Annotated in this window: 28 protein-coding genes; 19 read left to right on the forward strand and 9 right to left on the reverse strand. The window is 48.9% G+C overall.

The window, feature by feature from the left end; all coding sequences use genetic code 11:
• Complete coding sequence (locus BARVI_RS10170; protein WP_005801791.1) at nucleotides 1-297, reverse strand: DUF4134 domain-containing protein; 297 nt, start codon at nucleotides 295-297, stop codon at nucleotides 1-3.
• 401 nt (nucleotides 298-698) lie between these two features.
• Between BARVI_RS10170 and BARVI_RS10175 the strand changes: the two genes are divergently transcribed.
• Entirely contained in the window at nucleotides 699-1,055 is a 357-nt protein-coding gene (locus BARVI_RS10175; protein WP_025279145.1) for a DUF4377 domain-containing protein, read from the forward strand.
• A 94-nt stretch (nucleotides 1,056-1,149) separates the two neighbouring features.
• On the opposite strand, the gene BARVI_RS10180 is transcribed toward BARVI_RS10175, so the two are convergent.
• Genes BARVI_RS10180 through BARVI_RS10190 form a run of 3 tightly spaced genes read right to left on the reverse strand, consistent with a single transcriptional unit; the run spans nucleotide 1,150 to nucleotide 3,109 of the window.
• Nucleotides 1,150-1,905: a DUF4122 family protein gene (locus tag BARVI_RS10180; protein WP_025279146.1), complete on the reverse strand. Its 756-nt coding sequence runs from the start codon at nucleotides 1,903-1,905 to the stop codon at nucleotides 1,150-1,152.
• Nucleotides 1,906-1,907: 2 nt separating this feature from the next.
• Nucleotides 1,908-2,345, reverse strand: coding sequence for a DUF3408 domain-containing protein (locus tag BARVI_RS10185; RefSeq protein WP_025279147.1), 438 nt, complete (start codon nucleotides 2,343-2,345; stop codon nucleotides 1,908-1,910).
• The gene (locus BARVI_RS10190) at nucleotides 2,342-3,109 is read right to left on the reverse strand and encodes a ParA family protein (protein ID WP_025279148.1); all 768 of its coding nucleotides are present in this window, start codon (nucleotides 3,107-3,109) and stop codon (nucleotides 2,342-2,344) included. The genes BARVI_RS10185 and BARVI_RS10190 overlap by 4 nt, the downstream gene beginning before the upstream one ends.
• Before the next feature lie 677 nt (nucleotides 3,110-3,786).
• On the opposite strand from BARVI_RS10190, the gene mobA reads away from it, so the two are divergent.
• The 6 genes from mobA (at nucleotide 3,787) to BARVI_RS10220 (ending at nucleotide 8,787) form a co-directional block, all read left to right on the forward strand.
• Entirely contained in the window at nucleotides 3,787-4,233 is a 447-nt protein-coding gene (gene mobA, locus BARVI_RS10195; RefSeq protein ID WP_025279149.1) for a conjugal transfer protein MobA, read from the forward strand.
• Nucleotide 4,234: 1 nt separating this feature from the next.
• Nucleotides 4,235-5,494, forward strand: a complete 1,260-nt coding sequence (mobB, locus tag BARVI_RS10200; RefSeq protein WP_025279150.1) for a conjugal transfer protein MobB — start codon at nucleotides 4,235-4,237, stop codon at nucleotides 5,492-5,494.
• Nucleotides 5,495-5,530: 36 nt separating this feature from the next.
• Complete coding sequence (gene mobC, locus BARVI_RS10205) at nucleotides 5,531-7,561, forward strand: conjugal transfer protein MobC (RefSeq protein WP_025279151.1); 2,031 nt, start codon at nucleotides 5,531-5,533, stop codon at nucleotides 7,559-7,561.
• A gap of 203 nt (nucleotides 7,562-7,764) precedes the next feature.
• The gene (locus BARVI_RS10210; RefSeq protein WP_025279152.1) at nucleotides 7,765-8,007 is read left to right on the forward strand and encodes a DUF6926 domain-containing protein; all 243 of its coding nucleotides are present in this window, start codon (nucleotides 7,765-7,767) and stop codon (nucleotides 8,005-8,007) included.
• A gap of 16 nt (nucleotides 8,008-8,023) precedes the next feature.
• The gene (locus BARVI_RS10215; protein ID WP_025279153.1) at nucleotides 8,024-8,482 is read left to right on the forward strand and encodes a hypothetical protein; all 459 of its coding nucleotides are present in this window, start codon (nucleotides 8,024-8,026) and stop codon (nucleotides 8,480-8,482) included.
• Complete coding sequence (locus tag BARVI_RS10220) at nucleotides 8,479-8,787, forward strand: hypothetical protein (protein ID WP_025279154.1); 309 nt, start codon at nucleotides 8,479-8,481, stop codon at nucleotides 8,785-8,787. Before BARVI_RS10215 ends, BARVI_RS10220 begins: the two co-directional genes overlap by 4 nt.
• Nucleotides 8,788-8,890: 103 nt before the next feature.
• On the opposite strand, the gene BARVI_RS10225 is transcribed toward BARVI_RS10220, so the two are convergent.
• A complete protein-coding gene (locus BARVI_RS10225) occupies nucleotides 8,891-10,147 on the reverse strand; it encodes an ATP-binding protein (RefSeq protein ID WP_025279155.1) in 1,257 nt (418 codons plus the stop codon).
• An 838-nt stretch (nucleotides 10,148-10,985) separates the two neighbouring features.
• Here BARVI_RS10225 and BARVI_RS10230 point away from each other — a divergent pair.
• The 6 genes from BARVI_RS10230 (at nucleotide 10,986) to BARVI_RS10255 (ending at nucleotide 16,653) form a co-directional block, all read left to right on the forward strand.
• On the forward strand, nucleotides 10,986-12,812 hold the full coding sequence (locus tag BARVI_RS10230; protein ID WP_025279156.1) for a DUF3945 domain-containing protein: 1,827 nt from the start codon (nucleotides 10,986-10,988) through the stop codon (nucleotides 12,810-12,812).
• A gap of 30 nt (nucleotides 12,813-12,842) precedes the next feature.
• On the forward strand, nucleotides 12,843-13,103 hold the full coding sequence (locus BARVI_RS10235; protein WP_025279157.1) for a DUF4099 domain-containing protein: 261 nt from the start codon (nucleotides 12,843-12,845) through the stop codon (nucleotides 13,101-13,103).
• Nucleotides 13,104-13,183: 80 nt separating this feature from the next.
• On the forward strand, nucleotides 13,184-15,280 hold the full coding sequence (locus BARVI_RS10240; protein WP_025279158.1) for a type IA DNA topoisomerase: 2,097 nt from the start codon (nucleotides 13,184-13,186) through the stop codon (nucleotides 15,278-15,280).
• Between the two features lie 205 nt (nucleotides 15,281-15,485).
• Nucleotides 15,486-15,722 (forward strand): hypothetical protein, encoded by a 237-nt coding sequence (locus tag BARVI_RS10245; protein ID WP_025279159.1) that lies wholly within the window; start codon nucleotides 15,486-15,488, stop codon nucleotides 15,720-15,722.
• Between the two features lie 157 nt (nucleotides 15,723-15,879).
• Nucleotides 15,880-16,362 carry a pyridoxamine 5'-phosphate oxidase family protein gene (locus BARVI_RS10250; protein ID WP_025279160.1) on the forward strand — a complete coding sequence of 161 codons (483 nt, stop codon included), beginning with the start codon at nucleotides 15,880-15,882 and terminating at the stop codon, nucleotides 16,360-16,362.
• The gene (locus BARVI_RS10255) at nucleotides 16,363-16,653 is read left to right on the forward strand and encodes a nitrous oxide-stimulated promoter family protein (RefSeq protein ID WP_025279161.1); all 291 of its coding nucleotides are present in this window, start codon (nucleotides 16,363-16,365) and stop codon (nucleotides 16,651-16,653) included.
• A gap of 60 nt (nucleotides 16,654-16,713) precedes the next feature.
• On the opposite strand, the gene BARVI_RS10260 is transcribed toward BARVI_RS10255, so the two are convergent.
• From BARVI_RS10260 to BARVI_RS10275, 4 genes are all read right to left on the reverse strand, one after another.
• A complete protein-coding gene (locus tag BARVI_RS10260) occupies nucleotides 16,714-17,013 on the reverse strand; it encodes a cupin domain-containing protein (protein WP_025279162.1) in 300 nt (99 codons plus the stop codon).
• Nucleotides 17,014-17,142: 129 nt separating this feature from the next.
• Nucleotides 17,143-17,565: a hypothetical protein gene (locus tag BARVI_RS10265; protein ID WP_025279163.1), complete on the reverse strand. Its 423-nt coding sequence runs from the start codon at nucleotides 17,563-17,565 to the stop codon at nucleotides 17,143-17,145.
• A gap of 5 nt (nucleotides 17,566-17,570) precedes the next feature.
• Entirely contained in the window at nucleotides 17,571-19,241 is a 1,671-nt protein-coding gene (gene hcp, locus BARVI_RS10270; protein ID WP_025279164.1) for a hydroxylamine reductase, read from the reverse strand.
• A 22-nt stretch (nucleotides 19,242-19,263) separates the two neighbouring features.
• Entirely contained in the window at nucleotides 19,264-19,614 is a 351-nt protein-coding gene (locus tag BARVI_RS10275; protein WP_025279165.1) for a DUF488 domain-containing protein, read from the reverse strand.
• 402 nt (nucleotides 19,615-20,016) lie between these two features.
• Between BARVI_RS10275 and BARVI_RS13525 the strand changes: the two genes are divergently transcribed.
• From BARVI_RS13525 to BARVI_RS10305, 6 genes are read left to right on the forward strand one after another with little or no spacing between them, the layout of a single operon-like run.
• Entirely contained in the window at nucleotides 20,017-20,226 is a 210-nt protein-coding gene (locus tag BARVI_RS13525; protein ID WP_025279166.1) for a hypothetical protein, read from the forward strand.
• Between the two features lie 45 nt (nucleotides 20,227-20,271).
• Nucleotides 20,272-21,357, forward strand: a complete 1,086-nt coding sequence (locus BARVI_RS10285; protein WP_025279167.1) for a PRTRC system protein E — start codon at nucleotides 20,272-20,274, stop codon at nucleotides 21,355-21,357.
• Nucleotides 21,358-21,361: 4 nt separating this feature from the next.
• A complete protein-coding gene (locus BARVI_RS10290; protein ID WP_016274015.1) occupies nucleotides 21,362-21,583 on the forward strand; it encodes a PRTRC system protein C in 222 nt (73 codons plus the stop codon).
• A 35-nt stretch (nucleotides 21,584-21,618) separates the two neighbouring features.
• Complete coding sequence (locus tag BARVI_RS10295; RefSeq protein ID WP_025279168.1) at nucleotides 21,619-22,716, forward strand: hypothetical protein; 1,098 nt, start codon at nucleotides 21,619-21,621, stop codon at nucleotides 22,714-22,716.
• Nucleotides 22,713-23,417, forward strand: coding sequence for a prokaryotic E2 ligase family D protein (locus BARVI_RS10300; protein ID WP_025279169.1), 705 nt, complete (start codon nucleotides 22,713-22,715; stop codon nucleotides 23,415-23,417). The genes BARVI_RS10295 and BARVI_RS10300 overlap by 4 nt, the downstream gene beginning before the upstream one ends.
• A complete protein-coding gene (locus BARVI_RS10305; protein WP_025279170.1) occupies nucleotides 23,414-24,202 on the forward strand; it encodes a PRTRC system ThiF family protein in 789 nt (262 codons plus the stop codon). The genes BARVI_RS10300 and BARVI_RS10305 overlap by 4 nt, the downstream gene beginning before the upstream one ends.
• The last annotated feature ends 14 nt before the right edge of the window (nucleotides 24,203-24,216 follow it).

Below are 24,216 nucleotides of genomic sequence, written 5' to 3' on the forward strand. Positions count from 1 at the left end.
TCAGAGGAAGAATGAGCGTAAGATTGTGGCGGCTACGATTAAAAAGATACAGGCGCCGAACCAGCTGGCTGCCGTCTTGGAGGTGTCGGGATCTCCCGAGGAAAACTTGGAATAGACCTTCACGCCTCCGATAAGGCCGACCACGGCTCCGATGGCATAAATCAATTTGGTTCCCGGATCGAAATAGGAAGTGACCATGTTGGTGGCTTCAGTGATACCGCCGATACCGTTACCCTGGGCGAAAGCCCCTGTCGTTGCAAGCAGCATCATGGCTGCAAAAAAGAATCTTTTTTTCATGTGTCGAAACTTTTAATTGGTGAGACAAAAAATGATTTCGACCACGAATATATAACGCTTAATTCATTGATTTACAACACTGACGATGCGTGACATCGGGTGTCATTACGTTACATCGGCAGGGAAATTTCGTCAACGGGAAAATAGCTTTTGATTCTTCCAGAATAGGTAGCCCGTATCTTCGCTACTTCTAGGCATGTGATTACCAATAGCTGGAACAACGGCTGATACAAGAAAACGCGAATTACAGAAAACTCTGTGAACAAATCAGGAATAAGTGTATAAAACACTTGGTCATTAAAAGGAAATCCGATAATTTAGGGACGTATTTTGATTTTTGGAAGTGCTTAGATCAATGTTAGTTGGAACTTTATAATTACGAATCTATAAACCAAAGTGATATGAAGACAAAGAATTTAGTTGGAATACTCATGCTGTTCCTGTTTACATACACCTTTATCAGTTGTGATAAAGATGATCTGACAGACAAAGTAGAAATTGTAAAAATGTATGTTTCTGCAGAAACAGATACTTATACACCTTGGGGAAGTGAGACTCCTATAGAGTGTATGCTTGTTAAAGAAGAAAGAAATGCAAGCTATTCAAAACTTCCTTTCAGTGGTATAGATGGATTTGTTTATAAGAAAGGGACTGAATACACTCTTAAGGTTGAAAAAACGACCTTAGCAAATCCTCCTGCTGATGATAGCAATGTTAGATATAAACTGATAGAAATTTTAACAGAACAAGAGAAATGAGGTGATTAAAAGCATAAGGAACTGACACCAAAACTCACATTCAACCAGATTTCAACGGTCTGACCGTTGAAGTCTGGTTGGTTTGAACTGCTAATCACGCATACTGGTTTATATCGAAAGGCTCTTCTTCCTTATGGCCTGTTTTTCCTGAGGGACCCGGTCGGTCACCCAAATACTTGTCAAGCAGACCGTTTACCTTATCCAGATTGCTCAGCTTGTCGGTCAGGAAGGTCAGTATCTCCGTCTCACTCAGTTTGTAATGAATGGTTCTTGCGGCCCGTCTGGCTTTCTGTTCGTCCGTAGTCCCGGAGGTAAGGACCTCAGCCACGTTGTTTATTTCCTCGATTGTCAATGCCGTGTTGAAATCCGGGTCAGGTTCGGTATCTACTGGAGCCATCAGCTCCGCCCGGTCCTCTTCCGTCAGCCCCTTGTTCTCTTGTGTCACATCATCGGTACCGATATCTTCCTCTTCCTCTAAAGGAACTTTCTCCATAGGTTCGGAACGGGTAGGAATCTGTGTCGTCGTTTTCGGATCTTCCAGATAGACAATCTTTGTTTTGCCAATTACATCATCGTCTTCGGGGGGTGATGAGGGTATAGCCGTTTCCGATTTTTCTTTGGCTGTATCTGTTCCCGGCTTTTTATATTTGGCCTTTTTGCGAGCTCGACGCTCAGCTTGTTCCATTCGTCGCTTGTGGTATTTCCACAATCTGACGCGGGCAATCCGTATCACTCTGAATAGGCGGTCCCATATTCCATACATGCGCCGACGAAAAATGAATTTCCACACCTGGCACAGTACATAAATTGCACATACGGCTTTTACTGTAAAATAGAGTAGGGGAATCATAATCAAAATGGTTTTAAGGGTTTATAATATTCTTTGTTATACAGGTCGGTGATTTCGTCCCAATGCTTTTGCAGGTGGTCCACAAGGATATTGCTGATAAAGCCGGATATGCTCATCTCCGGAGCGATGACAGGCAATACCCGTTTGATGCACTCGGCCACTTCACGGTTGATATAGACATGGGAGCGGTTTGAAGCGGGGATGTTGACCAGAAACCTTTCTCGGTATCCGCAGGACTCATCTTTTTTCTTCTTGGGCTTCTCCACGGCGGGCTTGCCAGCCGGAGTATCTGCCGGTACGGTTGCGGCAGTTTTTTTCGCTTCCTGATGTTCCACGGACTTTTCTTTCGGGGCGGGGCTGTCCTTGCCGAAAACAGGTATGTCGCCGACGATGATATCCTTTAGGACATCTTCGTCCACCTCTACGATTTTCTTTTTCATGACTCTCCAAGTTTAAATTTGACCATAAGCTCTTCCGCAAGTTCCACCAGCCCGCTGCCTTCCAGTTGCCTGGCCGGAGGTGGCATCAGCGTGCAACGGAAAAAGGCACGCTTGGCATGGGTAATCTCCTTTTCATAACGGCACAGGTCAGGAAGCGTGCTGTCAAGGACTGTCAGATGCAGTTCTCTCATGACTTCCGAGTATGACCTGAGAATCTCCACATTAGTACGTTTTTTCAATTTGTTCCAGAAAAAGAAGATGTCCTTGAGCAACGGGGTATTTTCCATCTTCTTGATGTGGTCAAGCACGGTCGTGGCAAATGCCAGCGTACTCTGCATCACAATCAGGTCCGGAACGGTGGGAGTAAGCACGTAATCCATATTGACAATCGTACGGAATACCCCGGTGGACTCGACCGTTCCGGGAAGATCCACAAAGATGAGGTCGTAATCTCCGCTTGCCGCAATCTCATCAGCCGCCTCCCTTGCCTTTTCAGCGGTAGAACCTACAATGGGATAGGCCTTTTTCTGCACTTGGCTCCACTGCTGTTTGATCAGCTGCCGGTAATAGGCACTGTTGGAAACAGCCTTTTTGTCACGCTCCCTCATACGTACGAGACTGTGTTGGGGAGAGTCACAGTCAACGATGGCCACATTCAGCCCCTTCTCGAAATGGAAGTAACTGGCAAGCACTACGGACAGGGCCGATTTCCCGACCCCTCCTTTCTGGTTGCTGATCGCAACGAACAAAGTTTCTTTACTCATAAGTCTTTCTTTTTAATTGTTATTGAATAAATACCGGTGTCATCCACTAATCCGTGAATCCGCAGACGTTTCTTTCCAACCATCCGAATTCGCATCCGTTAACGGTATCATCCGGTGTCATAACCTTTAATGCGACTGTTACCGCATCTTTCCGACATCGCTTCCATCCGCGGTCTGTCTGTTGGTCATGACAATCCGTCAACAGTCCCGTCCGATATTGCTTCCATCATCCCGACCGTTACCGGAATCATCGGATAATATGACCATTATTCCGCTATCAGAAGGCCGGTCGCAACCGTCCGCACTGCAAATAAAAGGGGATTTTCCCGAATAACCACCATCATCCAGGGACGGTGACGACTCTTGTCACCGTATGACATCTTGTTACATATAATCCACTGTTTTACAGATAGATATACCATCGTAACTTTGCCACCGACAACGGAATGGATGCCGGATGGAGCTATCCCGAAGCTGAAGAATGAGGCTGAAGGTCAAAACTCAATTTGACTTCAGGCAAATTCATGTTCAAGCGAACATAGCAAGTTGTGTTTTGGGCAGCCCGAAATAAATTCGGGCATCCCAAAACAACTTGCCACTCGCCTGACGGCTCGGGAGGGGATTTCCTCCAAAGTCGGAAATCCGTGCCGGATTATAAAGAACCAAAAACATATAATATGGCAGACGAAAAAAGAACCAAAAGAAAGAAAACGGCAGGCCGGAAACCTAAAAAAGACCCGGCTGTTTTCCGTTACAGCATCAAGTTCACATCGGAAGAGAACGGGCGTTTCGAGATCCTTTTCCAGAAATCGGGTCTCAGATACCGCGCACGCTACATCAAGATGAAGGCTCTTGACGAGGCTTCTAAGGTGATAAAGATAGACCCGGCGACAACGGATTTCTACATCCGGCTTACCAATTTCTATCACCAGTTCCAGGCGATAGGTAACAACTACAACCAGGTGGTTAAAGCCGTAAAGACCAATTTCGGTGACAAGAGGGCTTTCGTGCTGCTCCGCAAATTGGAGAAGGAGACCGTCGAACTTGTGATAGTGAGCCGCCAGATAGTGGCTCTTATCAACGAGTACAAGGAAAAGTATCTGAACACCCATCTTCCGGACTGACATGGTGGCGAAAATCAACCGGGGCGTTTCGCTCTACGGGGCGCTCGCCTATAACTGGCAGAAGGTGGATGACAGGACCGCGCGTATAATATCGGGGAATGGAATGATTACTGATTCGGCCAACTGTCCCGATATTAATATGCAGAATGCCATCTACGGCTTCCGGAAATACCTGTTGGCAAACAAGAACACGGACAAGCCGATACTGCATATATCTCTCAATCCGTCGCTTGATGACAATCTCTCGGAAAAGCAGCTGGCAATGCTTGCCGACGAGTATATGCGCAAGATAGGCTATGGTTCCCAGCCATATATAGTGTTCCTTCATGAAGACATAGAGCGCCGCCACATACATATAGTGTCAACCTGCGTGAACGAGCGCGGAGAGAAGATCGACGACTCATACGAGTGGAACCGCTCCATGCGCGCCTGCCGCGAACTGGAACGGAAATTCGGGTTGCAGCAGGTGGCAGACAAACGCCGCGAACTGCTGGAACCGTATCTGAAAAAGGCCGATTACCGTGACGGTGATGTGAAGCGTCAGATCGGCAACATTCTCAAGAGCGTGTTTTCATCATACCGTTTCCAGTCGTTCGGAGAATACAGCGCGTTGCTGTCATGCTTCAACATCGAGGCGAAACAGGTGAAAGGTGAACATGAGGGAACTCCCTACAACGGTATCGTCTATGCGATTACCGATGATTCGGGTCGTCCGGTCAGCACACCTGTCAAGTCATCGCTTCTCGGCAAGAGGTTCGGCTATGAGGGGATACAGAAACGTATAGGCTACAACGCGCGTGACTATAAGGCTAAGAAATGGCAACCGAAGATTACGGCAGATGTCGCCATTGCCAAGCACGGTTGCCGTGTTGACCGTGACACCTTCGTGTTTATGCTGGCCTCGCGCGGCATAGACGTGGTGTTCCGGGAGAACGATGACGGGCGCATCTACGGCGCCACTTTCATAGACCACCGCAATAGAGAAGTGTATAACGGATCTCGGCTCGGCAGGGAGTTCTCGGCAAACGCTTTCGAGAATCTTTTCAATTCCAATACTGATATTCCGAGGCTTGACGGACGTAACGACGACCTGCGTATTGGCACACATTCCAATGCTGTCACCGACATTGGCGAAGCGATACAGCAGGCTTTCGGAATACTGTCGCTTGACACCAACGGACCAGATCCGCAAGAGGAAGCTCTGGCGAACCGTCTGCTTCGCAAGAAAAAGAAGAAACGCCGTTATCGCGGGCTGCAATAAAAACCGACATCATAAACCCTTAAAAAATTATACAATATGCAACAGGAAGATGACCTCAGGGGATTGGCGAAAGTCATGGAATTCATGCGCGCCATCTCCATCTTATTCGTAGTGATACATGTTTACTGGTATTGCTACCAGGCTATAACCGACCTTGGCGTGAACATCGGAGTCGTGGACCGCATACTGCTGAACTTCCAGCGGACTGCGGGACTTTTCAAGAACCTTCTTCTCACAAAGATGTTCGCTCTGATATTCCTCGCCCTGTCATGCCTCGGCACCAAGGGCGTCAAGAACCGGAAGATGACATGGGAGAAAATCTACGGAGCCTACATATCGGGACTCGTGCTTTTCTTCATGAACTGGTGGATGCTTTCCTTGCCATTGTCTCCGATGGTGAATGCGGCGTTATACACCGCGACACTCACGGTCGGATACATACTGCTGCTCATGGCCGGAATATGGACAAGCCGCATGTTCCGCCACAACCTCATGGACGATGTGTTCAACACGGCCAACGAGAGCTTCATGCAGGAGACACGCCTCATGGAGAATGAGTATTCGGTGAATCTGCCTACCAAGTTTGTGTATCAGGGACGCGAATGGGACGGATGGATAAACGTGGTAAATCCGTTCCGCGCTTCGATAGTTCTCGGTACGCCCGGTTCCGGCAAGAGCTACGCGGTGGTGAACAACTACATCAAGCAACAGATTTCCAAAGGGTTCGCGCTATACCTGTATGACTACAAGTTTGATGACCTATCCATCATCGCCTACAACGAGCTGCTCAAAAACCTTGACAAATACAAGGTGAAGCCGGAGTTCTATGTGATAAATTTCGACGATCCTCGCCGCTCGCACAGGTGCAATCCTATCAATCCGCAGTTCATGGCGGATATCAGCGACGCATACGAATCGGCATACACCATACTCTTGAATCTGAACAAGACTTGGATACAGAAACAGGGAGATTTCTTCGTTGAGTCGCCGATTATCCTGCTCGCCGCTATAATATGGTACCTCCGTATATATAAGGAAGGACGCTACTGTACCTTCCCCCATGCCATCGAGTTCCTAAATAAGCCGTATGCCGACATATTCACCATTCTCACCTCATATCCCTCGCTTGAAAACTACCTGTCCCCCTTTATGGACGCATGGAAAGGGGGCGCCCAGGACCAACTTCAAGGCCAGATAGCTTCCGCGAAAATCCCACTGTCGAGGATGATTTCGCCGCAGCTGTACTGGGTTATGACAGGCGATGATTTCACGCTCGACCTGAACAATCCGCAGGCTCCCAAAATCCTCTGTGTAGGCAATAATCCGGATAGGCAAAACATATATTCGGCTGCCCTCGGACTATATAACAGCCGAATAGTAAAGCTGATAAACAAGAAAGGACAGCTCAAGAGTTCAATCATCATTGACGAGCTGCCGACCATATATTTTCGCGGCATCGACAACCTCATTGCCACTGCACGCTCCAACAAGGTAGCGGTATGTCTCGGCTTCCAGGACTTCTCCCAACTTGCGCGAGACTATGGCGACAAGGAGGCGAAGGTAATCCAGAACACTGTCGGCAATATCTTCAGCGGGCAGGTCGTCGGCGAGACGGCAAAGAACTTGTCGGAGCGTTTCGGAAAGATACTCCAGCAGCGCCAGTCGGTATCCATCAACCGACAGGATACTTCCACCTCGATAAACACCCAGCTCGATTTCCTCATTCCCGCATCCAAGATAGCCAATCTGTCACAGGGTACGTTCGTCGGCAGCGTCGCCGACAACTTCGGCGAGGAGATAGACCAGAAGATCTTTCACTCGCGCATTATCGTTGACAGCGCAAGAGTGGCGGCAGAAACGAAAGCTTACAAGAAAATTCCTGTAATCAATGATTTTCTGGACGAGGATGGCAACGACATCATGCAGGAACAGATTGAAAGAAACTATTCTCAGATAAAGAATGATGTAGAGCAGATAATCGCCGACGAGATGGAACGCATTAAAAACGACCCGGAATTACAGCATCTGCTCCCGCCGGAGGATAACGGAGAAGGCGGGGAGAAATAAAGCCGGTGTCTATTCTCTCCGCAAAGGTAGCCACATGCCTTTCGGACGGATGCAAGGCCAGGCCCTGCGGGTTTCGTGGAAAAATCTTCCGCGCCCCGTGGGGCTTGCGGTATTTTTCCCGAAAGCCTTGCACTGTCCGGCGTGTGGCTGTCATGGCGGCAAGAATAGGACACAGGCTGCTGTGCCCGATAAGGATTATGATTATGAAAAAAATCAAATACGACAATATCCCGGAATGGGCCATATATGCGCTCGAATATGGGATCAGTGAGGATACGAGCCTTGATGACGAACATCGGACTCTCGTTTCGGAATTCATAAAATCAAATTTTCCGAACGGCTATATTATGGAAGTCATGTGGAACGATCATACTGAATTTGACCGGTATCCGGCTTTCGGAAAGCCATGTGGGACATATAGTGTGAATTTTTGGATTGACAACTAACTAAAATAGAAGATATATGAGTGTTATATGTACAAGGTGCGGAAGCGCCAATGTCGCTTGTGAAGCGATAGTAAATCCCAACGGCAATGTGTTCAAGCGTTATACGGATGAGTCTTTCCGGTACGGACAGTGCGAGGATTGTGGCACGTATCCGGAACTGACCGATCCCGATGAAGTCAAAATGGATATAGACAGATTGTATCAGGAATTCAAGTCTTATTCGGACACAGAGCCGGACTATGCCAACTGCCGGATATTGTACAAAGATGACGGGGACAACCTGAACGTAAAAATCTCATTGAAGGCGGACGATAAAGCCGCAGCGATGGATAAGAGCATATTCTATCACTGCGACAACATTTCCGATTTGAAATCCCTGGCAGAATACGGCGGTGAGGATTTCATTTTGGTGGAATGCTTCCGGTTTGGCAAATGGACTGATGAAGGTTATCTTTCAAATAATAAAAGCTTATGATAACGTTACTGAAAGAATGTGCGGAATATATCCGCTCACATCCGGAGAATAGGCTGTCTAAAAAACTCCTTGATAAAATAAAGCTGGAACTGTCACGCAATGATGGATATGCTATTGTCTCAACCGTGTCGCGTGAGGACATTGTATCCGTAGGATATGACGCCGATGCCGTCGGCGATGACGACCTTGAGCGAATTGCTGAGAGTATGCACGAGGACCATACGGAGTATGGCGGCTATTGGGTGGCGTTGAAAGATGCCTGTGATGAGCTGATGATACCACGGCTATTGAAAAATCCAAAATGAGTTTATTACAATAAAAACTCAAGAAAACAGCGGAATCTACATTGAAGCAGGTTCCGCTGTTATAGTGTCACGAACGAATACGTTAGATAATCGCTGTACTAAGTCATAATTCAAGGCTGTGAGGGTCAAGCAGAAATTGTTTTAATCCCATTGTGGTTATACCATTATCATCACGGCGTAGCATAATATTGTCCTTGACAACTATGATTTTCTTAAAGGAATCAGGGACATTTTTTAAGGGACGCTCTTCCTGGGCTACTTTTTCCAAAGAAGGAAGGGCAAACGCAGATTGAATATAATACCTCTGACTTCCTTTGTTTGCAACAAAATCTATTTCTATCTGTTTACGCGCATAAGTGCCATCTGATGTTCGCTCATTAATCTCAATAACGCCCACATCAACTGAATAACCTCGCATACGCAATTCATTATAAATGACATTTTCCATTATGTGCGTTTCCTCCTGCTGGCGGAAATTCAGCCTTGCATTGCGCAAACCCAAATCCGAGAAATAATATTTCTGAGGTGTGGATATGTATTTTTTCCCTTTGATATCATATCTCTCCGCCTTTTCCACCATGAAAGCGTCAATGAAATAGTCAAGATACTGTTTTATGGTTGCTGCCGATATACTTATGTTACCGTCGCTTTTGAATGTGTTTTCCAGTTTTCGTGGATTTGTCAGGGAGCCGATACTCGATGATATTATATCCAAAAGAATACCCATCTGGATATTGTTCTGGACTTTATTGCGCTCCACAATATCTTTAAGGTAAACCTCCCGGAACAACCGTTTAAGATACTGCGCCTTGTCTTCCGCTTTATCCAGTAATACGGCATACGGCAGACCTCCGTATGTGTGGTAGATGTTCCATGCGTCATCCCACGCCATATTCGGATATACGGCGCAGTATTCCGCAAAACTTAACGGACGTACATGTATTTCATCTCCCCGTCCCCTGAACTCTGTAATTATGTCTGTGGACAGGAACTTGGAATTACTGCCTGTGACATAAGTGTCAAGGTTATCCATGTGAAGAAAGCTATTGAGTACATCCTCGAATTCCGCCATAAACTGTACCTCGTCTATAAGCAGGTAATACTGACCCTCATCTTTTAGCAGGCTTGTCACATATTCCAGACATACATCAGGGTCTCGCAATGATTTGTTCCGTCGGTCATCGAGTTCAATACGGATAATATGTGATTCAGGGACGCCTTCTGCTATAAGATGCTCCTTGAATAATTTGAAGAGAAGAAAAGATTTGCCGCATCGCCTCATGCCGGTAATGATCTTTATCAACCCGTTATGCTTACGGGATACAAGCAGCTCTAAATATCTGTCACGAGGTATAACCATGTCATTTTATATTTTTGCGAGAATTGCAATTTTGTAAAATGGATTTCAGCGGCAAAGTTAGCTATTAAATTCATTATATCCTAATTATCACTTAAATAAATTTGCACATGAGCCATTTCTTTGATGTTGTTTTTTGGGGAATATTGTCTGATTTAATGGATATTAACGATGAATGAGTTTTTTCATAGCCTACCACATTCAACTATTATTATGCGTTCAATACGCTGTATGTAATTTGCCATTAATGAATAAAATAACAGCACGGTCGGCATCGCCGGCTAAGTCCCTTTATCAAGGTAACTCGGAGACCGAAATCCTCACGTTCAGGCCCTCCGGGTTTTCCTGCAAAAAATTCCCTGCGGTAATTTTTCTTGGAAAAAACGCTCCGGTTTTGCCCCTCCGAGTTGTAGTGTCGGTCGGGACTTAGCAAGCGATGCCGACCGATGACGCATAAAACGGTCAACTGAAAAACTGTGGCGCCGGCATTATGGTATATTGACGGTGCCACAACCAATGCCATATTACAAGAACACATATAATCCTGCCGCCTGTTTTTTACTTACGGATAGAAGTGGGGACAAAAGCAGCTCCGCCTCTCAATTCTGCATATTACGGTCGTTTTCTCCGCCCCGCCTGTTCTCCTTTCCGTTTCCCTCCGTATCTGTCTTTTTCGCCCCGTAATCGGCTCATTCCGACCTTTGCGTGACACCCTGCGGTGCAACGTGATGACATACGGTGCAACGTATTGTCAATCGTTTGCAAATCAGTATTTTGTATGATTTTAGAGCCTATATTTGCAGTGGAAACATTTATTTATTCACTCTAAATACTTCAAGGTATGGCAAAAAAATCAGCAAGGGCGGAACCGGATCCGCCGACACCCAAAATCACCGAGAACGAGCAGATGAGCGACATCGTGTTCATACTTGACAAGATGGAGCTGATATTGCAGGCGGTGTCAAAACTTGACAAGGACGGGCGACATGAAACTATCCCGGCTGACACAAAGCACCGCAACTCGTTCCTGAAAATCGACCGCTATGCGGACATGTTCGAGAATTTCCTCAAGAATTTCTGGAGCCAGCTCAAAGACCCCACTCGTTTCGGTATCCTGTCGGTAAAGGACAAGCATCTTGACGACCCCGATGTAAGACAGGCGATAGAGGACATCGCCGCAGGGAAGAAAACCGACGCATTGGAGGAATTCCTCAAGAAATACGAGATTACCCCGAAGGGGAAACAACAAGAAAACACCAACAATCAAAATGTAGAAGAAATGGCAAAGAAACAAAAAGACCAGGAAGAAGTGCGGATGTCACCCCGCGAGGTACACGCACAGCAGGCGGCAGCCGCCGGACAACAGCCGGAACAGCGCGCCCCGCGTTACAACGAGTCAATGATCGACTGGGAACAACTCAAATTGTTCGGCATCTCGCGTGACTATCTCGCCGAGCGCGGACTGCTCGACCAGATGCTCCGTGGCTACAAGACTAACCAGATGGTACCCATAACCATGAACTTCGGCTCAGCCGTGCTCCGCACGGACGCACGCCTGTCGTTCCAACAGTCGGCAAACGGGCCTGTCGTACTCGCTATTCATGGTATGCGTCAGAAACCGGACCTCGATCGCCCTTATTTCGGGCATATCTTCTCCGACGAGGACAAGAAGAACCTGTTGGAGACCGGCAACATGGGGCGCGTTGTGGATCTCAAATCCCGCAGCGGTGAGATTGTCCCCACCTTCATCAGCATCGACAAACTCACCAATGAGGTCGTGGCGATGAAGGCCGAGAATGTGTTCATCCCCGATGAAATCAAGGGTGTCAAACTCACCGAGCAGGAAAAGAACGACCTGAAGGAAGGGAAAGCCGTATTCCTCGAAGGCATGAAGTCGCAGGCCGGCAACGACTTCGACGCCAAAGTGCAGATCAGCGCCGAACGTCGCGGAATAGAATACATCTTCGAGAACGACAGGGTGTTCAACCGTCAGGAACTCGGAGGCGTGAAACTCACCAAGCAGCAGGTTGAGGATCTCAATCTCGGAAAAGCCATCTTCGTGGAGGATATGAAGCGAAAGGACGGTGAATACTTCTCTTCGTTTGTCAAACTCGACCCGCAAAGCGGGCGTCCGGCATACACGCGCTACAATCCGGATTCGCCCGAAGGAGACCGGGAAATCTACATTCCCAAGGAAATCAACGGTGTGAAGCTCACCGGGGAAGAGCGTGAGGAACTGCGTGCCGGTCGGGTAATATTCCTCAAAGAAATGGTGAACCGCAAAGGTGAGGAATTTTCCTCGTTTATCAAGGCCGACCTTGAAACCGGACGGTTGAGCTACTCCCGCACGCCGGACGGCTTCGAGCAGCGAGAGCAGTTCAAGATACCAGCAGAACTGTGGGGCAAGACTCTGACCGCGACCGAACGTGCCCAGCTTCAGGACGGCAAGGCGGTGCTCATCGAAGGGATGATAGGCTTTGACAAGAAACCATTCGCCCAATATGTCATGGCTAACTTCAACACCGGCCGTCTGGACTACTACAACGAGGATCCCACCCGCAAGCGCGACGCCTCGCAACGCAATGTGGTCGCCCAGGCTCAGGAACGACGTCAGTCGCAGGGGCAAGGACAGCAGAACCGCAAGCCGAAAGGCCAGAGCGTCGGCTGACGATATGAACAATGTGTAACGTAAAAGACCATGACAATGAATCAGGAAAACATAGCTCCTTTCAATGCCGAAGATGTGGACTGGGGCGAACTGGAATCCATCGGCATACTCCGTGACGAGCTTGAGATGGCCGGCGAACTCGACACGCTCCTGCAAGGTGGGAAAACCGGTGTGATATCCCTCAGTCTCGTGCTCCTCGGTGTGGATGTCGTCCTCGACGCCACCTTGCAGCTTGTACGCAGGGATAGCGGCGAACCGCTCCTTGAGATTATCGGCATCAAGCCCGCATGACAGAGCCTTATATAACCTAATGTCAAACCGCCGTTCCCTGCCCCTGACTATGGCGGGGAACGGCTAAATTTTTACACAATATGATAGCAATCATAACTGAAAAGCCGAGTGTAGGGCAGGACATCGCCCGTGTCGTCGGCGCCAATATACGCAAAGAGGGTTACTGTACCGGCAACGGCTACATGGTGACATGGGCGCTCGGGCACCTCGTGTCGCTCGCCATGCCGGGCGCATACGGTTACGACCGTACAACTCCCGAAACCCTTCCCATGATTCCCGACCCATTCCGGCTGGTGGTGCGCCAGATCCGTACCGACCGTGGCATGGTAACTGACATCGCCGCCGCAAAGCAACTCAAGATCATTGACGATGTGTTCTCGAAATGCGACAGCATCATCGTGGCGACCGATGCGGGACGCGAAGGGGAACTCATCTTCCGCTATATCTATGAATACCTCGGCTACACCAAGCCTTTCCGCAGACTGTGGATATCGTCGCTCACAGACGAGGCAATCCGTACCGGCATGGCGAACCTGCGCGACGGTCGTGAGTACGACAGCCTCCATGCCGCCGCAGATTGCCGCGCGAAAGCCGACTGGCTTGTGGGGATGAACGCCAGCCGCGCCCTCGCCTGCGTGTCGGGCACTTCCAACAGCTCAATCGGACGTGTGCAGACACCCACGCTGGCTATGGTGTGCGCCCGTTTCCGTGAGAACCGTGATTTCGTGTCCGCCCCTTACTGGCAGCTCCATGTGACTCTCTCCAGGGACGGCAGTCTGTGCCGTTTCTTCCACAAGGATGATTTCAGGGAAAAGACACAGGCTGACGCCGCCTTCTCCCGTATCGTACCCGGTGCCACGGGGCGTGTCACCAAGGCGGAATGCAGGCGTTCCGACCGCCAGCCTCCGCTTCTTTACGACCTCACAGCTCTCCAGAAGGACTGCAACGTACATCACGACATGACCGCCGAAAAGACTCTGGCCGTGGCGCAGTCGCTCTACGAGAAGAAACTGATATCCTATCCGCGAACCGGGAGCCGTTACATACCGCAGGATGTCATGCGAACCGTGCCGGAACTGCTGCAAAAGGTGTGCGCCATGCCGGAATTCCACGCCTACGGCACTGCTTTTGACCTTTCAACGCTCAACAACCGCAGCGTAAACGACTCCAAAGTGACCGACCATCACGCTCTGATTGTCACCGGTGTCACCTCCTCGGGCATTTCAGGCGACGAACGTGCCGTCTATCTGATGATTGCCGGGCGTATACTCGAAGCATTCTCGCCACCGTGTGTCACCGAAACATACCTGACCGAAGCCGAAATCTGCGGGATGCCGTTCCGTTCCAAGTCCTCGTCCGTCGTAATACCCGGCTGGCGTGCCGTGTTTGACCGCAAGGAGGACCGTGGCGAGGATGAATCCGATGAAAATGCGGCTTGCCCAGCCTTTTCAGTTGGTGACACCGCACCGGTTTCGGGACAAGGGCTGGCGCAGAGGAAGACCATGCCGCGTCCGTTGTACACCGAGGCCACCCTCCTTGCCGCAATGGAATCGTGCGGCAAGGATATCACCGATGAGAAGGCGCGCGAGGCTGTCCGCGACATAGGCATCGGCACGCCCGCCACTCGTGCGGCCATTATCGCCACGCTGGTGAAACGCGACTACATACGTCGTTCCGGCAAGAGCATCGTACCCACCGACAAAGGTCTGGCACTGTACGATGCCGTAAAGGATATGCTCGTGGCGGATGTAGGCATGACAGGCAGCTGGGAAAACACACTGTTGCAGATTGAACGGCACACTCTTGAACCCTCTACCTTCATGAACGCCATCGTCGGCTATACGCGCAAGGCCACCACTGAAATTCTCGGAATAACCGTGCCAGTCACCCCGGTACATTCCCGACCGTGTCCCAAATGCGGCAAAGGGAATGTCGTCATTCGAGCCAAGACTGCCCGGTGCGATAACACAACCTGCGGTCTGTTGGTATTCAGACGATTCTTGAACAAGGAACTCACGGACGGCCATATCGAGCAGTTGCTGTCATCCGGCAAGACTAAGCTGATAAAGGGATTCAAGGGAAAGAAGGGAAATTCATTCGATGCCATGCTTGTTTTCGACGGCGGCTACAATGTCACGCTCGCTTTCCCGGACAGGAAGACTTCAAGAAAGAGATAGGACAGTGAATGCCGTCATTCGGATTCGGAGGCGAAGTTCGTGGCTCGCCCGTTTCCACCGTCAAGGCCGGGCCTTGCGGTACGGGCAAAAATCATCCTCGCTTCGCTCCGGTATTTTTACCCGTAGCCTTGCCTGTGGAGGCGCGCCACGGGGGAGCCTCCGAAATCCGGATGACACCGTGTCACCCCGGTAAATATATATAGTTATGAAAGCATCTGCACTTATCACAAGGATCATAGGCATGAGGTGGCTGTGGAAAGCGATCCTGATACTCGCTTTGGCCGCCGTGTTCGGATACCTCTATACAAGGGGAGTATCACCTGTATGGGCGGCGTTGGCAATAGTCTTTTTCAGGGGATTCTTCCGATTCCTCTATAAAATTGCCTGCATCATAGTGGCGGCGGCACTGCTGTTCGCCATAATCAGCGGTCTGATTTTCTGAAATGTCACAATGCCATATGTCCTATAAATGTTAATCACAATATTTTATCGGATATGATAATGCTGTCTCTCTATCCGATGTGACTGGATGGTTATTGATGCTTCAGAAACAATCAGATTGTTATTCTTTTATTTTTTATTTTTCTTAAATTTGCAACATGAAGCAGATGAGAAAAGCAGCAAGGCAGAAAGATGAGGAATGGGCACTTAATGTGTTTGACCGTGCACCCTTTGTAACTATGTCAATGATTCGTCTGGACGGAACGCCGTACGGACTCCCGCTGTCGTTGATAAGGAGTAACAGACGCACGTTTTATTTCCATTGCGCCGACGAGGGGGATAAGCTGGATTGCATAAGGGCCAATCCCGTTGTAAGTCTGAGTGCCGTCAGTCGATGCACCCCGAAGTTTGAGGCCGAGAAAAAGAATTTTACGATGTATTATGACTCTGCCATTGCTTTAGGGGAAGCGGAGATTGTGACTGATAATTCGGAAAAGATTATGGCTTTGCGTCTGCTCTGTCAACGCTTTCTCCCTAAACATATGGAGAATTTTGATGAAGCGATAAAGCGCAGTCTCGAACGAACCGTTGTTGTAAAGATAACGCTCACAGAGCCGTCGGTTGGAAAATCCAAGCCATAGATGAAGATCAAATATGAAATCAAGGTGGTATGGCAGATGATTCGTCTATACTGCCGCTTGAAAGAAGGGTACAAAAATCTTTGTCCGGATTGTGAAAAACTGGCGGAATATGCGGAAAACCGTCTGCGCCATTGTCCTTTCGGTGATGAAAAGGGAAGCTGCCGTAACTGTAAGATACATTGTTACCGCCCGGATATGAAAGAAAAAATAAAAGAGGTCATGCGTTTTTCCGGTCCGAGAATGCTGTTTTATCATCCCGTCATGGCTATACGCCATTTGGCAGGGAAATAATAAAGACATCCGAGGAGTCTATGCTCTCCGAATGTCTTAATTGTGAAAGCCAGTACGGGATTATGCATTGAGTTTGGTGACAAGAACCTTGAACCGTTCCGTAGCCTTTAAGGAATGTTTCACACCCGGTGTCATAGTGAGCGCATCACCCTCTTTCAACTCAAGCACTTTATCCTCAATAGTGAACTCCATGCTTCCTTCTATTATCTGGACGAGCACGTCGGCATTAGCCGTATGTGTGGGAATCTCAAGTCCCTTGTCTACTGCCATAAGGAGCGAAAGCCCGCTATGGTTCTGCATGACAATCTCCTTTGCTATGGAGCCGTCCGCGTATGGAATTCTGTCTTTTAATCTGAACATGTCGTAAATTTATTTAGAGGTTTCTTTTTTTGCGAATCTTCATAGTGATGACAAAGCCGATGCCGAATATAAGAAAATATAATGCGGTGAAGGCAAGCCCGAGGCAGAGGAACAGTTCGGATGATATTCTCATGACTTGACTGATTTAAAGGTTTCCTGCAAACGCGGCGGTATTCGCCCGTTCATATATTTCTGCCATCCGGCATTCAGTATGATAAGGAGCAATATCCACCATTCGGGGTATTTCAGAAAAAGCAACGACAGGGTTATTGCTACCGCTATGTTCACGACAATCCATCCCCACAATCCGGCCTTCCTGAAATCAATCCTAACATCACCGGCAGCGGCCGCCACGCGCCACGTGCCGAGTCCGGACTCACAGACATATGCACAGTATGCCATGAGTGTGGAACCGAGAAGCGCCTCGGCAGCCGAATACCCGTGGTCAAGATGGAAATATGCTGCAAGCGACAGCGCCGCCAGCCAAAGGATGGCGTGTGCCGCCGCTATCACATATTTATGGATAAACCGATTCACATTCCGACCGTCCATTTCTTTCAGCCGATAAGGGTAGCCAGATCTTCGTCAACGGTGGTGATGGTACCTATATTGAACTTCTCCTGAAGCACTTTCAGAATTTCGGGGGTGAAAAACGCCGGCAGCGTCGGGCCGGTGTGGATATTCTTCACTCCGAGGCTCAACAGGGCCAGAAGCACTATCACCGCCTTCTGCTCATACCATGCGATGTTGTAGACAATCGGCAGATCGTTGACACTCTCCAGGCCGAAAGCATCCTTGAGAGCATTGGCAATCACGACGAGCGAATAGGAATCGTTACACTGTCCGGCATCGAGCACGCGCGGAACACCCTCGATATCACCGAGCGGAAGCTTGTTGTAGCGGTATTTGGCACAGCCTGCGGTGAGAATCACGCAGTCTTTAGGGAGCCTTTCCGCAAATTCCGTATAGTATTTGCGCGAGGGCATTCTGCCGTCACAGCCTGCCATGACCACAAACTTGCGGATTTTACCGCTTTTGATGAGGTCGATAATCTTAGGTGCCAGAGCGAGCACCTGGTTATGGGCGAATCCGGCGACAATCTCACCGTGCTCTATCTCTGTCGGCGGCTGGCATGTCTGCGCCCGCTCTATGATTTCGGAAAAATCCTTTTTGCCGTCCTTCCCCTCGAGGATAAAATGTGTGCCGGGCATTCCGACGACACCGGTCGTGTAGACGCGGTCCATGTAGGTGGTTTTCGGACGCGGGGGCACAATGCAGTTGGAGGTGAAGAGGAACATGCCGTTGAATGTCTCAAACTCGTCAATCTGCCGCCACCATGCGTTGCCGTAGTTTCCTGCGAAGTGGGGAAATTTCTTGAAGAACGGGTAGCTCTGGGCGGGGAGCATCTCCGAGTGGGTATAGATATCGACACCTTTGCCGGCGGACTGTTCGAGCAGTTCCTCAAGATCCTTGAGGTCATGACCGCTCACGAGTATGCCCGGATGGTTTCTGACACCAATGTCGACCCTGGTGATTTCGGGGTTGCCGTAGGTCGATGTGTTTGCCTTGTCAAGCAGCGCCATAGCCTTTACACCGCCCTCGCCCACATTAAGGACAAGCGAGAACAGTTCGTCCACATCTATGTCAGGACGGCTTATCTCGGCAAGGGCGTTCTCGATGATGACATATACATCTTCGTCCTCATAACCGAGGTTACAGGCGTGACGGGCATAGGCCGCCATACCCTTGCAGCCGTACATGGCAAGCTGTTTGAGACCTCTTATGTCCGGGTTCTTGTCGTGGAGAACACTTGTGATTTCTTCTTTAAGAGTACCTCCGTGTTCGATTACCTCATGTACGCCATATTCCTCCTTTGGAATATGATACGACACCTCAGGCATGAAAGGAGGCTCCATGCCGCGTTTTTTCGACTCTCCTTCGAGTTCGTTTTTCAGTTCGAGGGCTTTTGTGATATAGCCGTCGAGCATATCATTGTCGAAATTCGCGTTGGTGATGGTGGTGAACAGTGCGTCGACGATAAACCGGGATGCACCCTTGCTTGATGCGCCTTTCTCGCGCAACTGCCGGTTTACGATGGCGATTCCCCGGGCTATATAAAGGAGCTGATCCATTCTTGCAGACGTCTCGGGTTTCTTTCCGCATACACCTTGTATCTCGCAGCCTTTGCCGCGTGCCGTCTCCTGGCACTGGTAACAGAACATTTTCATAAGTGGAGGATATGTTAAGAAGTTATGTTGTTAGAAGATTATAGATCACAATAGCATTGTTATGTTGTTCGTCATGAGAGGAATAAAGTAACGTCACGACAGATTTCTGTGCAAGAAGATGTCGCAATGTCCCGAATGAAGGATTTTCCTCCAGTTCCTTGGTATATCGTATCTCAAATTCGGGCCAGCGGTCAGTGGGATCTTCATGGAACCATTCGCGGAGTTCTGTGGACGGCGCGATATCCTTATCCCACAAATCATAATGGAAAGTCTCGTGCGAGAGACCTCTCGGCCAAAGTCTGTCTATATATACCCTGAAGCCGTCTTCCGGAGAAGCGGGTTCGTAAGCCCGTTTTAATTGATATTGTGTCATAAACTGTGATATTACATATTACTATTTACTATCCAATTTCAACACCTGTATCTGCGGTATGGTTCATAATTAATAATGCGTCATTAGGATTGAATTTTATTTGAAATAAAGCATACCACAAAACTTGATATTAGTAGTACCCCGTTGAAAAATGACTGCATGAACCAGGGTCGAGTGGAATAGTCTGGCTGACAGACCCGAAGGAACTACCGGGCAAAATTAGCGCCCGCCTCTTTCGGACTGCAAGGCCGGGCCTGTCGGTTTCGGGAAAAATCATCCTCGCTACGCTCCGGTATTTTTCCCGAAAGCCTTGCATTACCGGAGTCGGCCGCTGTAATGCCCTTGTAGTTCATCGGGCTGCCAAGCCCGGATATTCAATAATAAATTAAAAAAGAAATGACTATGAGACAGGCTATCATGACAGCGGCACAGCCGGCGGTGACAATCCCGGTGCCGAAGAAAAGAATCGTCCGGATCCAAAGACCGGAAATCAAGTTTCCGTCACGCAGGACAGGGGGACCGGTGCATATCTCCACCATCCTGGATCCTATAATTGAGATAAGCCGCCATCCCGACCGCAACAGGCTTCTCGCTGAATTCTTCAAGGGATGAGCGCAGGCAATAACCGGAAATATTCACACTAAATACGATAAGAATATGTTTTTTCAATCAATGAACCAGATGATGACCCCTAACGTGGATATCACGTTGGTCATCCGCAAATCCGCCGAGGGACGCATGGCGGTGTCGGTGCTCCCGAAGTCAAACACACTCAAGGACGAGGCGCAGAACAGCATCGTGCCGCTGACACTTAACGGCACACCCGAAGAACTCGACTCAGGCTTCATGCAGGTGGTCGCACGTCCTATGCAAAAAGCATCAGGACTGATCTCCAACATGGCGCAGTTCGAGGCGCAGGCCAACAAAGCAGCGTCATCGAGCAAGGGAGCTAAGGAAGCCAAGACGAAAGAATCCAAAGAGGACAGGGAGAAGCGCGAGAAGTATGAAAAGAATCTCAAGAAGGCAGAGGAGCATATCGCCGCCAAGAGACACAAGGAGGCTGTGGACGCGCTTACCGAGGCACGCAAGTACGCCAAACCCGACGACTTGAAGACAATCGACGAGCGGCTTGACGAACAGAAGAAGTTAGTGGGACAAGGAGATCTCTTCGCAATGATGGAGGAACCCGAGCAGGCTCAACCGCAGCAGCCCCAAGTCCAGCAACCGGTGCAACAGCCCGCGACGGCGCAGGTACAGCAACCGCAGGCACAGCCTCTGCCAATGCCGGAACCTGTACCGCAAGTTCAACAGCAAACTGTTCAACAAACCGGGCCACAACAGCAACCTACCATGCCACAGCAGGAAATGCCGGCACAAGCCGCACATCCCGCTCAACAACCATACGGCAACCCAGGACAGGGATATGGTGGCCAGTACGGATATCCGCAACAGCCGCAGGGATGGCCGCAGCAGGCACATCCCAACGGTGGTTATCCGCAATATGCGCATCAAAATGGCGGGATGACGCCGCCAAACGGGGGACAACACGGCACGTATCCTCCCAACGGGCAGCCACGGTATGCGCAGCAGCCGATGCCATTCGAGCATGACATGGCAGCTCATGCACCAAGAATGGCGGACCCTGACGACGCTCCTCCTTACCGGCCGGAGGAATATGCAGACTACCCCGACTTCCCGGCATCAATGTTACAAGGAAACTATGTTCAACCTCAAATGATGTAAGACTATGGCACTCGAAATCACAGGAATCAAACGCGTGTTCACTTTCAAGAAAGGAACAGCCACAATCACACTTGACGACCCCAATCCATCGGACAGCCCCGAAATGGTGATGGGTTTCTATTCCAACACCTATCCCGAACTGACAACCGCCACTGTCCACGGTCCCACCATGAAGGACGATGCGGCGGTCTATGAGTTCAAGACCACAATCGGAACCAAAGGATAAGAACCAATGCCCGTAAAACCTAAAAAAGAGAACCAATGCAGACTCCTGAGCGAATCACAGTCGGAACAGCTCGCAAAACTGCTCATAAGCCAGACCGAGAGGCGCTATCATTACGGAGTGAACCGGCAAAGAAGAATTACAGCGCCCAGCGGTGCTGTAATTCTTTTCTGAAAACGACCTTCCAGAGCACAGTACCTTCGTTCATAATCAAGGATTATGGGGATGGGACTTTCAACATAATCACGCAGGAGAACTATGATTTCCTGCGTGATTCATATTTCCGATATGCGGAATTGTTGAACGTGAAGGCCGACCATACACCCGGCAGAACCCTGAATGATAGCATCAACCAGTTATTCTATGACTTGGAGACCATTCTCTCCGACAAGATTGGTCTGAATATCGAGATGTATGACGGCAGACTTCATTTTACACTCTGGAAATACCATCGCTGGGGAACCTGCGAGCTGTATTATTTCCCAATAAAATTTCTAACCCAAGTCAACGCCGAACTTAGACGTATAGCCATATCGTTCCTTAACAGGTTCATGCGCGCAAACGGGATAGGTTCAATATTGGATTGTGATGAACATGAGTGTATAATGGAAAGTATCCTTTGGGAACATGACACCAATGAGACAGACAAAGAAATTATCAAGGACAGGAAACGCATAGAGTCATATCAGACCGGCGCGATAAACAAGCTACTCAAACGTGTTGAAACAAAGTCATATCATGATGACATACACACTGCGTTACATGACTATAAGCCGGTTAGCGCATGGGAATCAAAACTGATAGACGCCATGCTGGACGGTATGGAATTCCTTGACCCGAAGAAACCGATAATGGATTATGACTATGACCCATATTTTGAGGAAGAGCCGGACATATATCCGGTGAGGCTGCACCGCCAGATCTGCATTGTTTATGAGGATGACGACATAGTGACAAGGACACTGATTGACTTCATAAACTCTGATTACCGGGAATCATACGAGATAATACCGGTGACAACCATGAAACTGACTCCTGACACCAAATCTCTCTTCAAAATATCGGATGAGTATCCCGAACGGTTCTTTCAATGGTCCGACAAATTCATTAACATCATAAGAAATTTTGAATCATGACAAATACTAATCAACTGACACGGGAGATAAGTTCCGTTATATATCCCAAGGCCGTTCTGATCGCCTATGTCAGCGAGGACGAGAAGAAGCATTTTCTGGAGATGCGTGCAATAGACAAGAATGGAAACATGGGTGAAGGACGCCCCGTGACCTTGGAGTTCATGAATGACCTTGTGAGAAATTATTCGGAAGTACATGACAGCACTCCATGCGGGATATTGCCGTCAAATCTGCTGTATTGCGATACACGCAAGGGGTCTGAACGGTATGTATGGTATAATCCGCCGCAAAGACGAATGATGTATTTTGTGGAAAGCCTGAAGATTGAAAATGCGGAATATAATGTTCCGGGAGTGATCTATGAATCAAAGGAAGGTGGCGGAATGAACGTGTATGCCTTCAAAGGAGAAGTCCCCACTCCGGAGACAAAACTGTACGCCGCCCCGTTTTTCAACGTCACGAGTGCCAGCGTGTGCATGGGGAATCCGAAAATTGAAAGTCCGAGGCAACCGACATTCGGAACATTTCTGGAATATCTTGAGAAAAGGTTCTGGCTGACGGAGTTCTCACACTTGGGCGGAGGCCGTAATCCTACGAAGTCCAATCTTGTGCTGGTGACAAAGGCCGCACGTGACAAACCGTTCAACCTCAATGAACTTATACCTCTGAATAATCTTAAACTAAAAGACCTTCTGAAATGAAACGTGTACATTATATTCACAATTACCTGCTCAATCCGCAGCATCCGGTTACGGTAAACCTTATAGGTGCCGGCGGCACGGGTTCACAGGTCCTTACAAATCTCGCCCGGCTCGATGTGACACTTAGGGCATTGAACCATCCCGGTCTATTCGTGACAGTCTATGACCCGGACATAGTTACCGAGGCCAATATCGGGCGTCAACTTTTCGGTTGGTCGGATATCGGGCTGAACAAGGCACAGTGTCTGGTGACACGGATAAACAATTTCTTCGGGAATGACTGGACTGCAATCCCGGACTTATATCCTGTATGTCCCAAGGATGTACGAAAGAATAATCTTGCCAATATCACAATTACATGCACCGACAATGTGAAATCTCGTATGAATTTATGGAAAGTGCTGAAAGCGATACAGGAATCAGACTACACCAATCATGGTACACCGATATATTGGCTCGACTTTGGCAATTCGCAGTCAAGCGGACAGGTTGTATTGGGAACTGTGCCAAGAAAAATAAAGCAACCGGAATCGCATCTTTATGAAACGGTAAGCTCACTGAAAGTGGTGACACGCCTTGTGCGGTACTCAAAAGTGAAAGATAATGATTCAGGTCCAAGCTGCTCCCTCGCCGAAGCATTGGAGAAACAGGATCTGTTTATCAACTCGACATTGGCGCAGCTCGGCTGCAACCTGCTGTGGAAAATGTTCCGTCACGGTATGATAGAGCATCAAGGCCTGTACCTAAATCTCGCTACTATGAAAGTAAATCCAGTCTCAGTATAATTGAAAATCTACAA

This window comes from Barnesiella viscericola DSM 18177 (assembly GCF_000512915.1).
GTDB classification, from domain to species: domain Bacteria; phylum Bacteroidota; class Bacteroidia; order Bacteroidales; family Barnesiellaceae; genus Barnesiella; species Barnesiella viscericola.

Bases quoted from the DNA above. Each gene is read 5' to 3' on its own strand.
- BARVI_RS10235 (WP_025279157.1), top strand. From the start codon at position 12,843: ATGACAATGAATCAGGAAAACATAGCTCCTTTCAATGCCGAAGATGTG.
- BARVI_RS10180 (WP_025279146.1), bottom strand. From the start codon at position 1,905: ATGATTCCCCTACTCTATTTTACAGTAAAAGCCGTATGTGCAATTTAT.
- BARVI_RS10210 (WP_025279152.1), top strand. From the start codon at position 7,765: ATGAAAAAAATCAAATACGACAATATCCCGGAATGGGCCATATATGCG.
- BARVI_RS10290 (WP_016274015.1), top strand. From the start codon at position 21,362: ATGGCACTCGAAATCACAGGAATCAAACGCGTGTTCACTTTCAAGAAA.
- mobA (WP_025279149.1), top strand. From the start codon at position 3,787: ATGGCAGACGAAAAAAGAACCAAAAGAAAGAAAACGGCAGGCCGGAAA.
- BARVI_RS10255 (WP_025279161.1), top strand. From the start codon at position 16,363: ATGAAGATCAAATATGAAATCAAGGTGGTATGGCAGATGATTCGTCTA.
- BARVI_RS10225 (WP_025279155.1), bottom strand. From the start codon at position 10,147: ATGGTTATACCTCGTGACAGATATTTAGAGCTGCTTGTATCCCGTAAG.
- BARVI_RS13525 (WP_025279166.1), top strand. From the start codon at position 20,017: ATGAGACAGGCTATCATGACAGCGGCACAGCCGGCGGTGACAATCCCG.
- BARVI_RS10230 (WP_025279156.1), top strand. From the start codon at position 10,986: ATGGCAAAAAAATCAGCAAGGGCGGAACCGGATCCGCCGACACCCAAA.
- BARVI_RS10305 (WP_025279170.1), top strand. From the start codon at position 23,414: ATGAAACGTGTACATTATATTCACAATTACCTGCTCAATCCGCAGCAT.
- BARVI_RS10190 (WP_025279148.1), bottom strand. From the start codon at position 3,109: ATGAGTAAAGAAACTTTGTTCGTTGCGATCAGCAACCAGAAAGGAGGG.
- BARVI_RS10250 (WP_025279160.1), top strand. From the start codon at position 15,880: ATGAAGCAGATGAGAAAAGCAGCAAGGCAGAAAGATGAGGAATGGGCA.
- BARVI_RS10285 (WP_025279167.1), top strand. From the start codon at position 20,272: ATGTTTTTTCAATCAATGAACCAGATGATGACCCCTAACGTGGATATC.
- BARVI_RS10265 (WP_025279163.1), bottom strand. From the start codon at position 17,565: ATGGACGGTCGGAATGTGAATCGGTTTATCCATAAATATGTGATAGCG.
- BARVI_RS10245 (WP_025279159.1), top strand. From the start codon at position 15,486: ATGAAAGCATCTGCACTTATCACAAGGATCATAGGCATGAGGTGGCTG.
- mobB (WP_025279150.1), top strand. From the start codon at position 4,235: ATGGTGGCGAAAATCAACCGGGGCGTTTCGCTCTACGGGGCGCTCGCC.
- BARVI_RS10215 (WP_025279153.1), top strand. From the start codon at position 8,024: ATGAGTGTTATATGTACAAGGTGCGGAAGCGCCAATGTCGCTTGTGAA.
- BARVI_RS10260 (WP_025279162.1), bottom strand. From the start codon at position 17,013: ATGTTCAGATTAAAAGACAGAATTCCATACGCGGACGGCTCCATAGCA.
- BARVI_RS10240 (WP_025279158.1), top strand. From the start codon at position 13,184: ATGATAGCAATCATAACTGAAAAGCCGAGTGTAGGGCAGGACATCGCC.
- BARVI_RS10295 (WP_025279168.1), top strand. From the start codon at position 21,619: ATGCAGACTCCTGAGCGAATCACAGTCGGAACAGCTCGCAAAACTGCT.
- hcp (WP_025279164.1), bottom strand. From the start codon at position 19,241: ATGAAAATGTTCTGTTACCAGTGCCAGGAGACGGCACGCGGCAAAGGC.
- BARVI_RS10170 (WP_005801791.1), bottom strand. From the start codon at position 297: ATGAAAAAAAGATTCTTTTTTGCAGCCATGATGCTGCTTGCAACGACA.
- BARVI_RS10220 (WP_025279154.1), top strand. From the start codon at position 8,479: ATGATAACGTTACTGAAAGAATGTGCGGAATATATCCGCTCACATCCG.
- BARVI_RS10275 (WP_025279165.1), bottom strand. From the start codon at position 19,614: ATGACACAATATCAATTAAAACGGGCTTACGAACCCGCTTCTCCGGAA.
- BARVI_RS10300 (WP_025279169.1), top strand. From the start codon at position 22,713: ATGACAAATACTAATCAACTGACACGGGAGATAAGTTCCGTTATATAT.
- mobC (WP_025279151.1), top strand. From the start codon at position 5,531: ATGCAACAGGAAGATGACCTCAGGGGATTGGCGAAAGTCATGGAATTC.
- BARVI_RS10175 (WP_025279145.1), top strand. From the start codon at position 699: ATGAAGACAAAGAATTTAGTTGGAATACTCATGCTGTTCCTGTTTACA.
- BARVI_RS10185 (WP_025279147.1), bottom strand. From the start codon at position 2,345: ATGAAAAAGAAAATCGTAGAGGTGGACGAAGATGTCCTAAAGGATATC.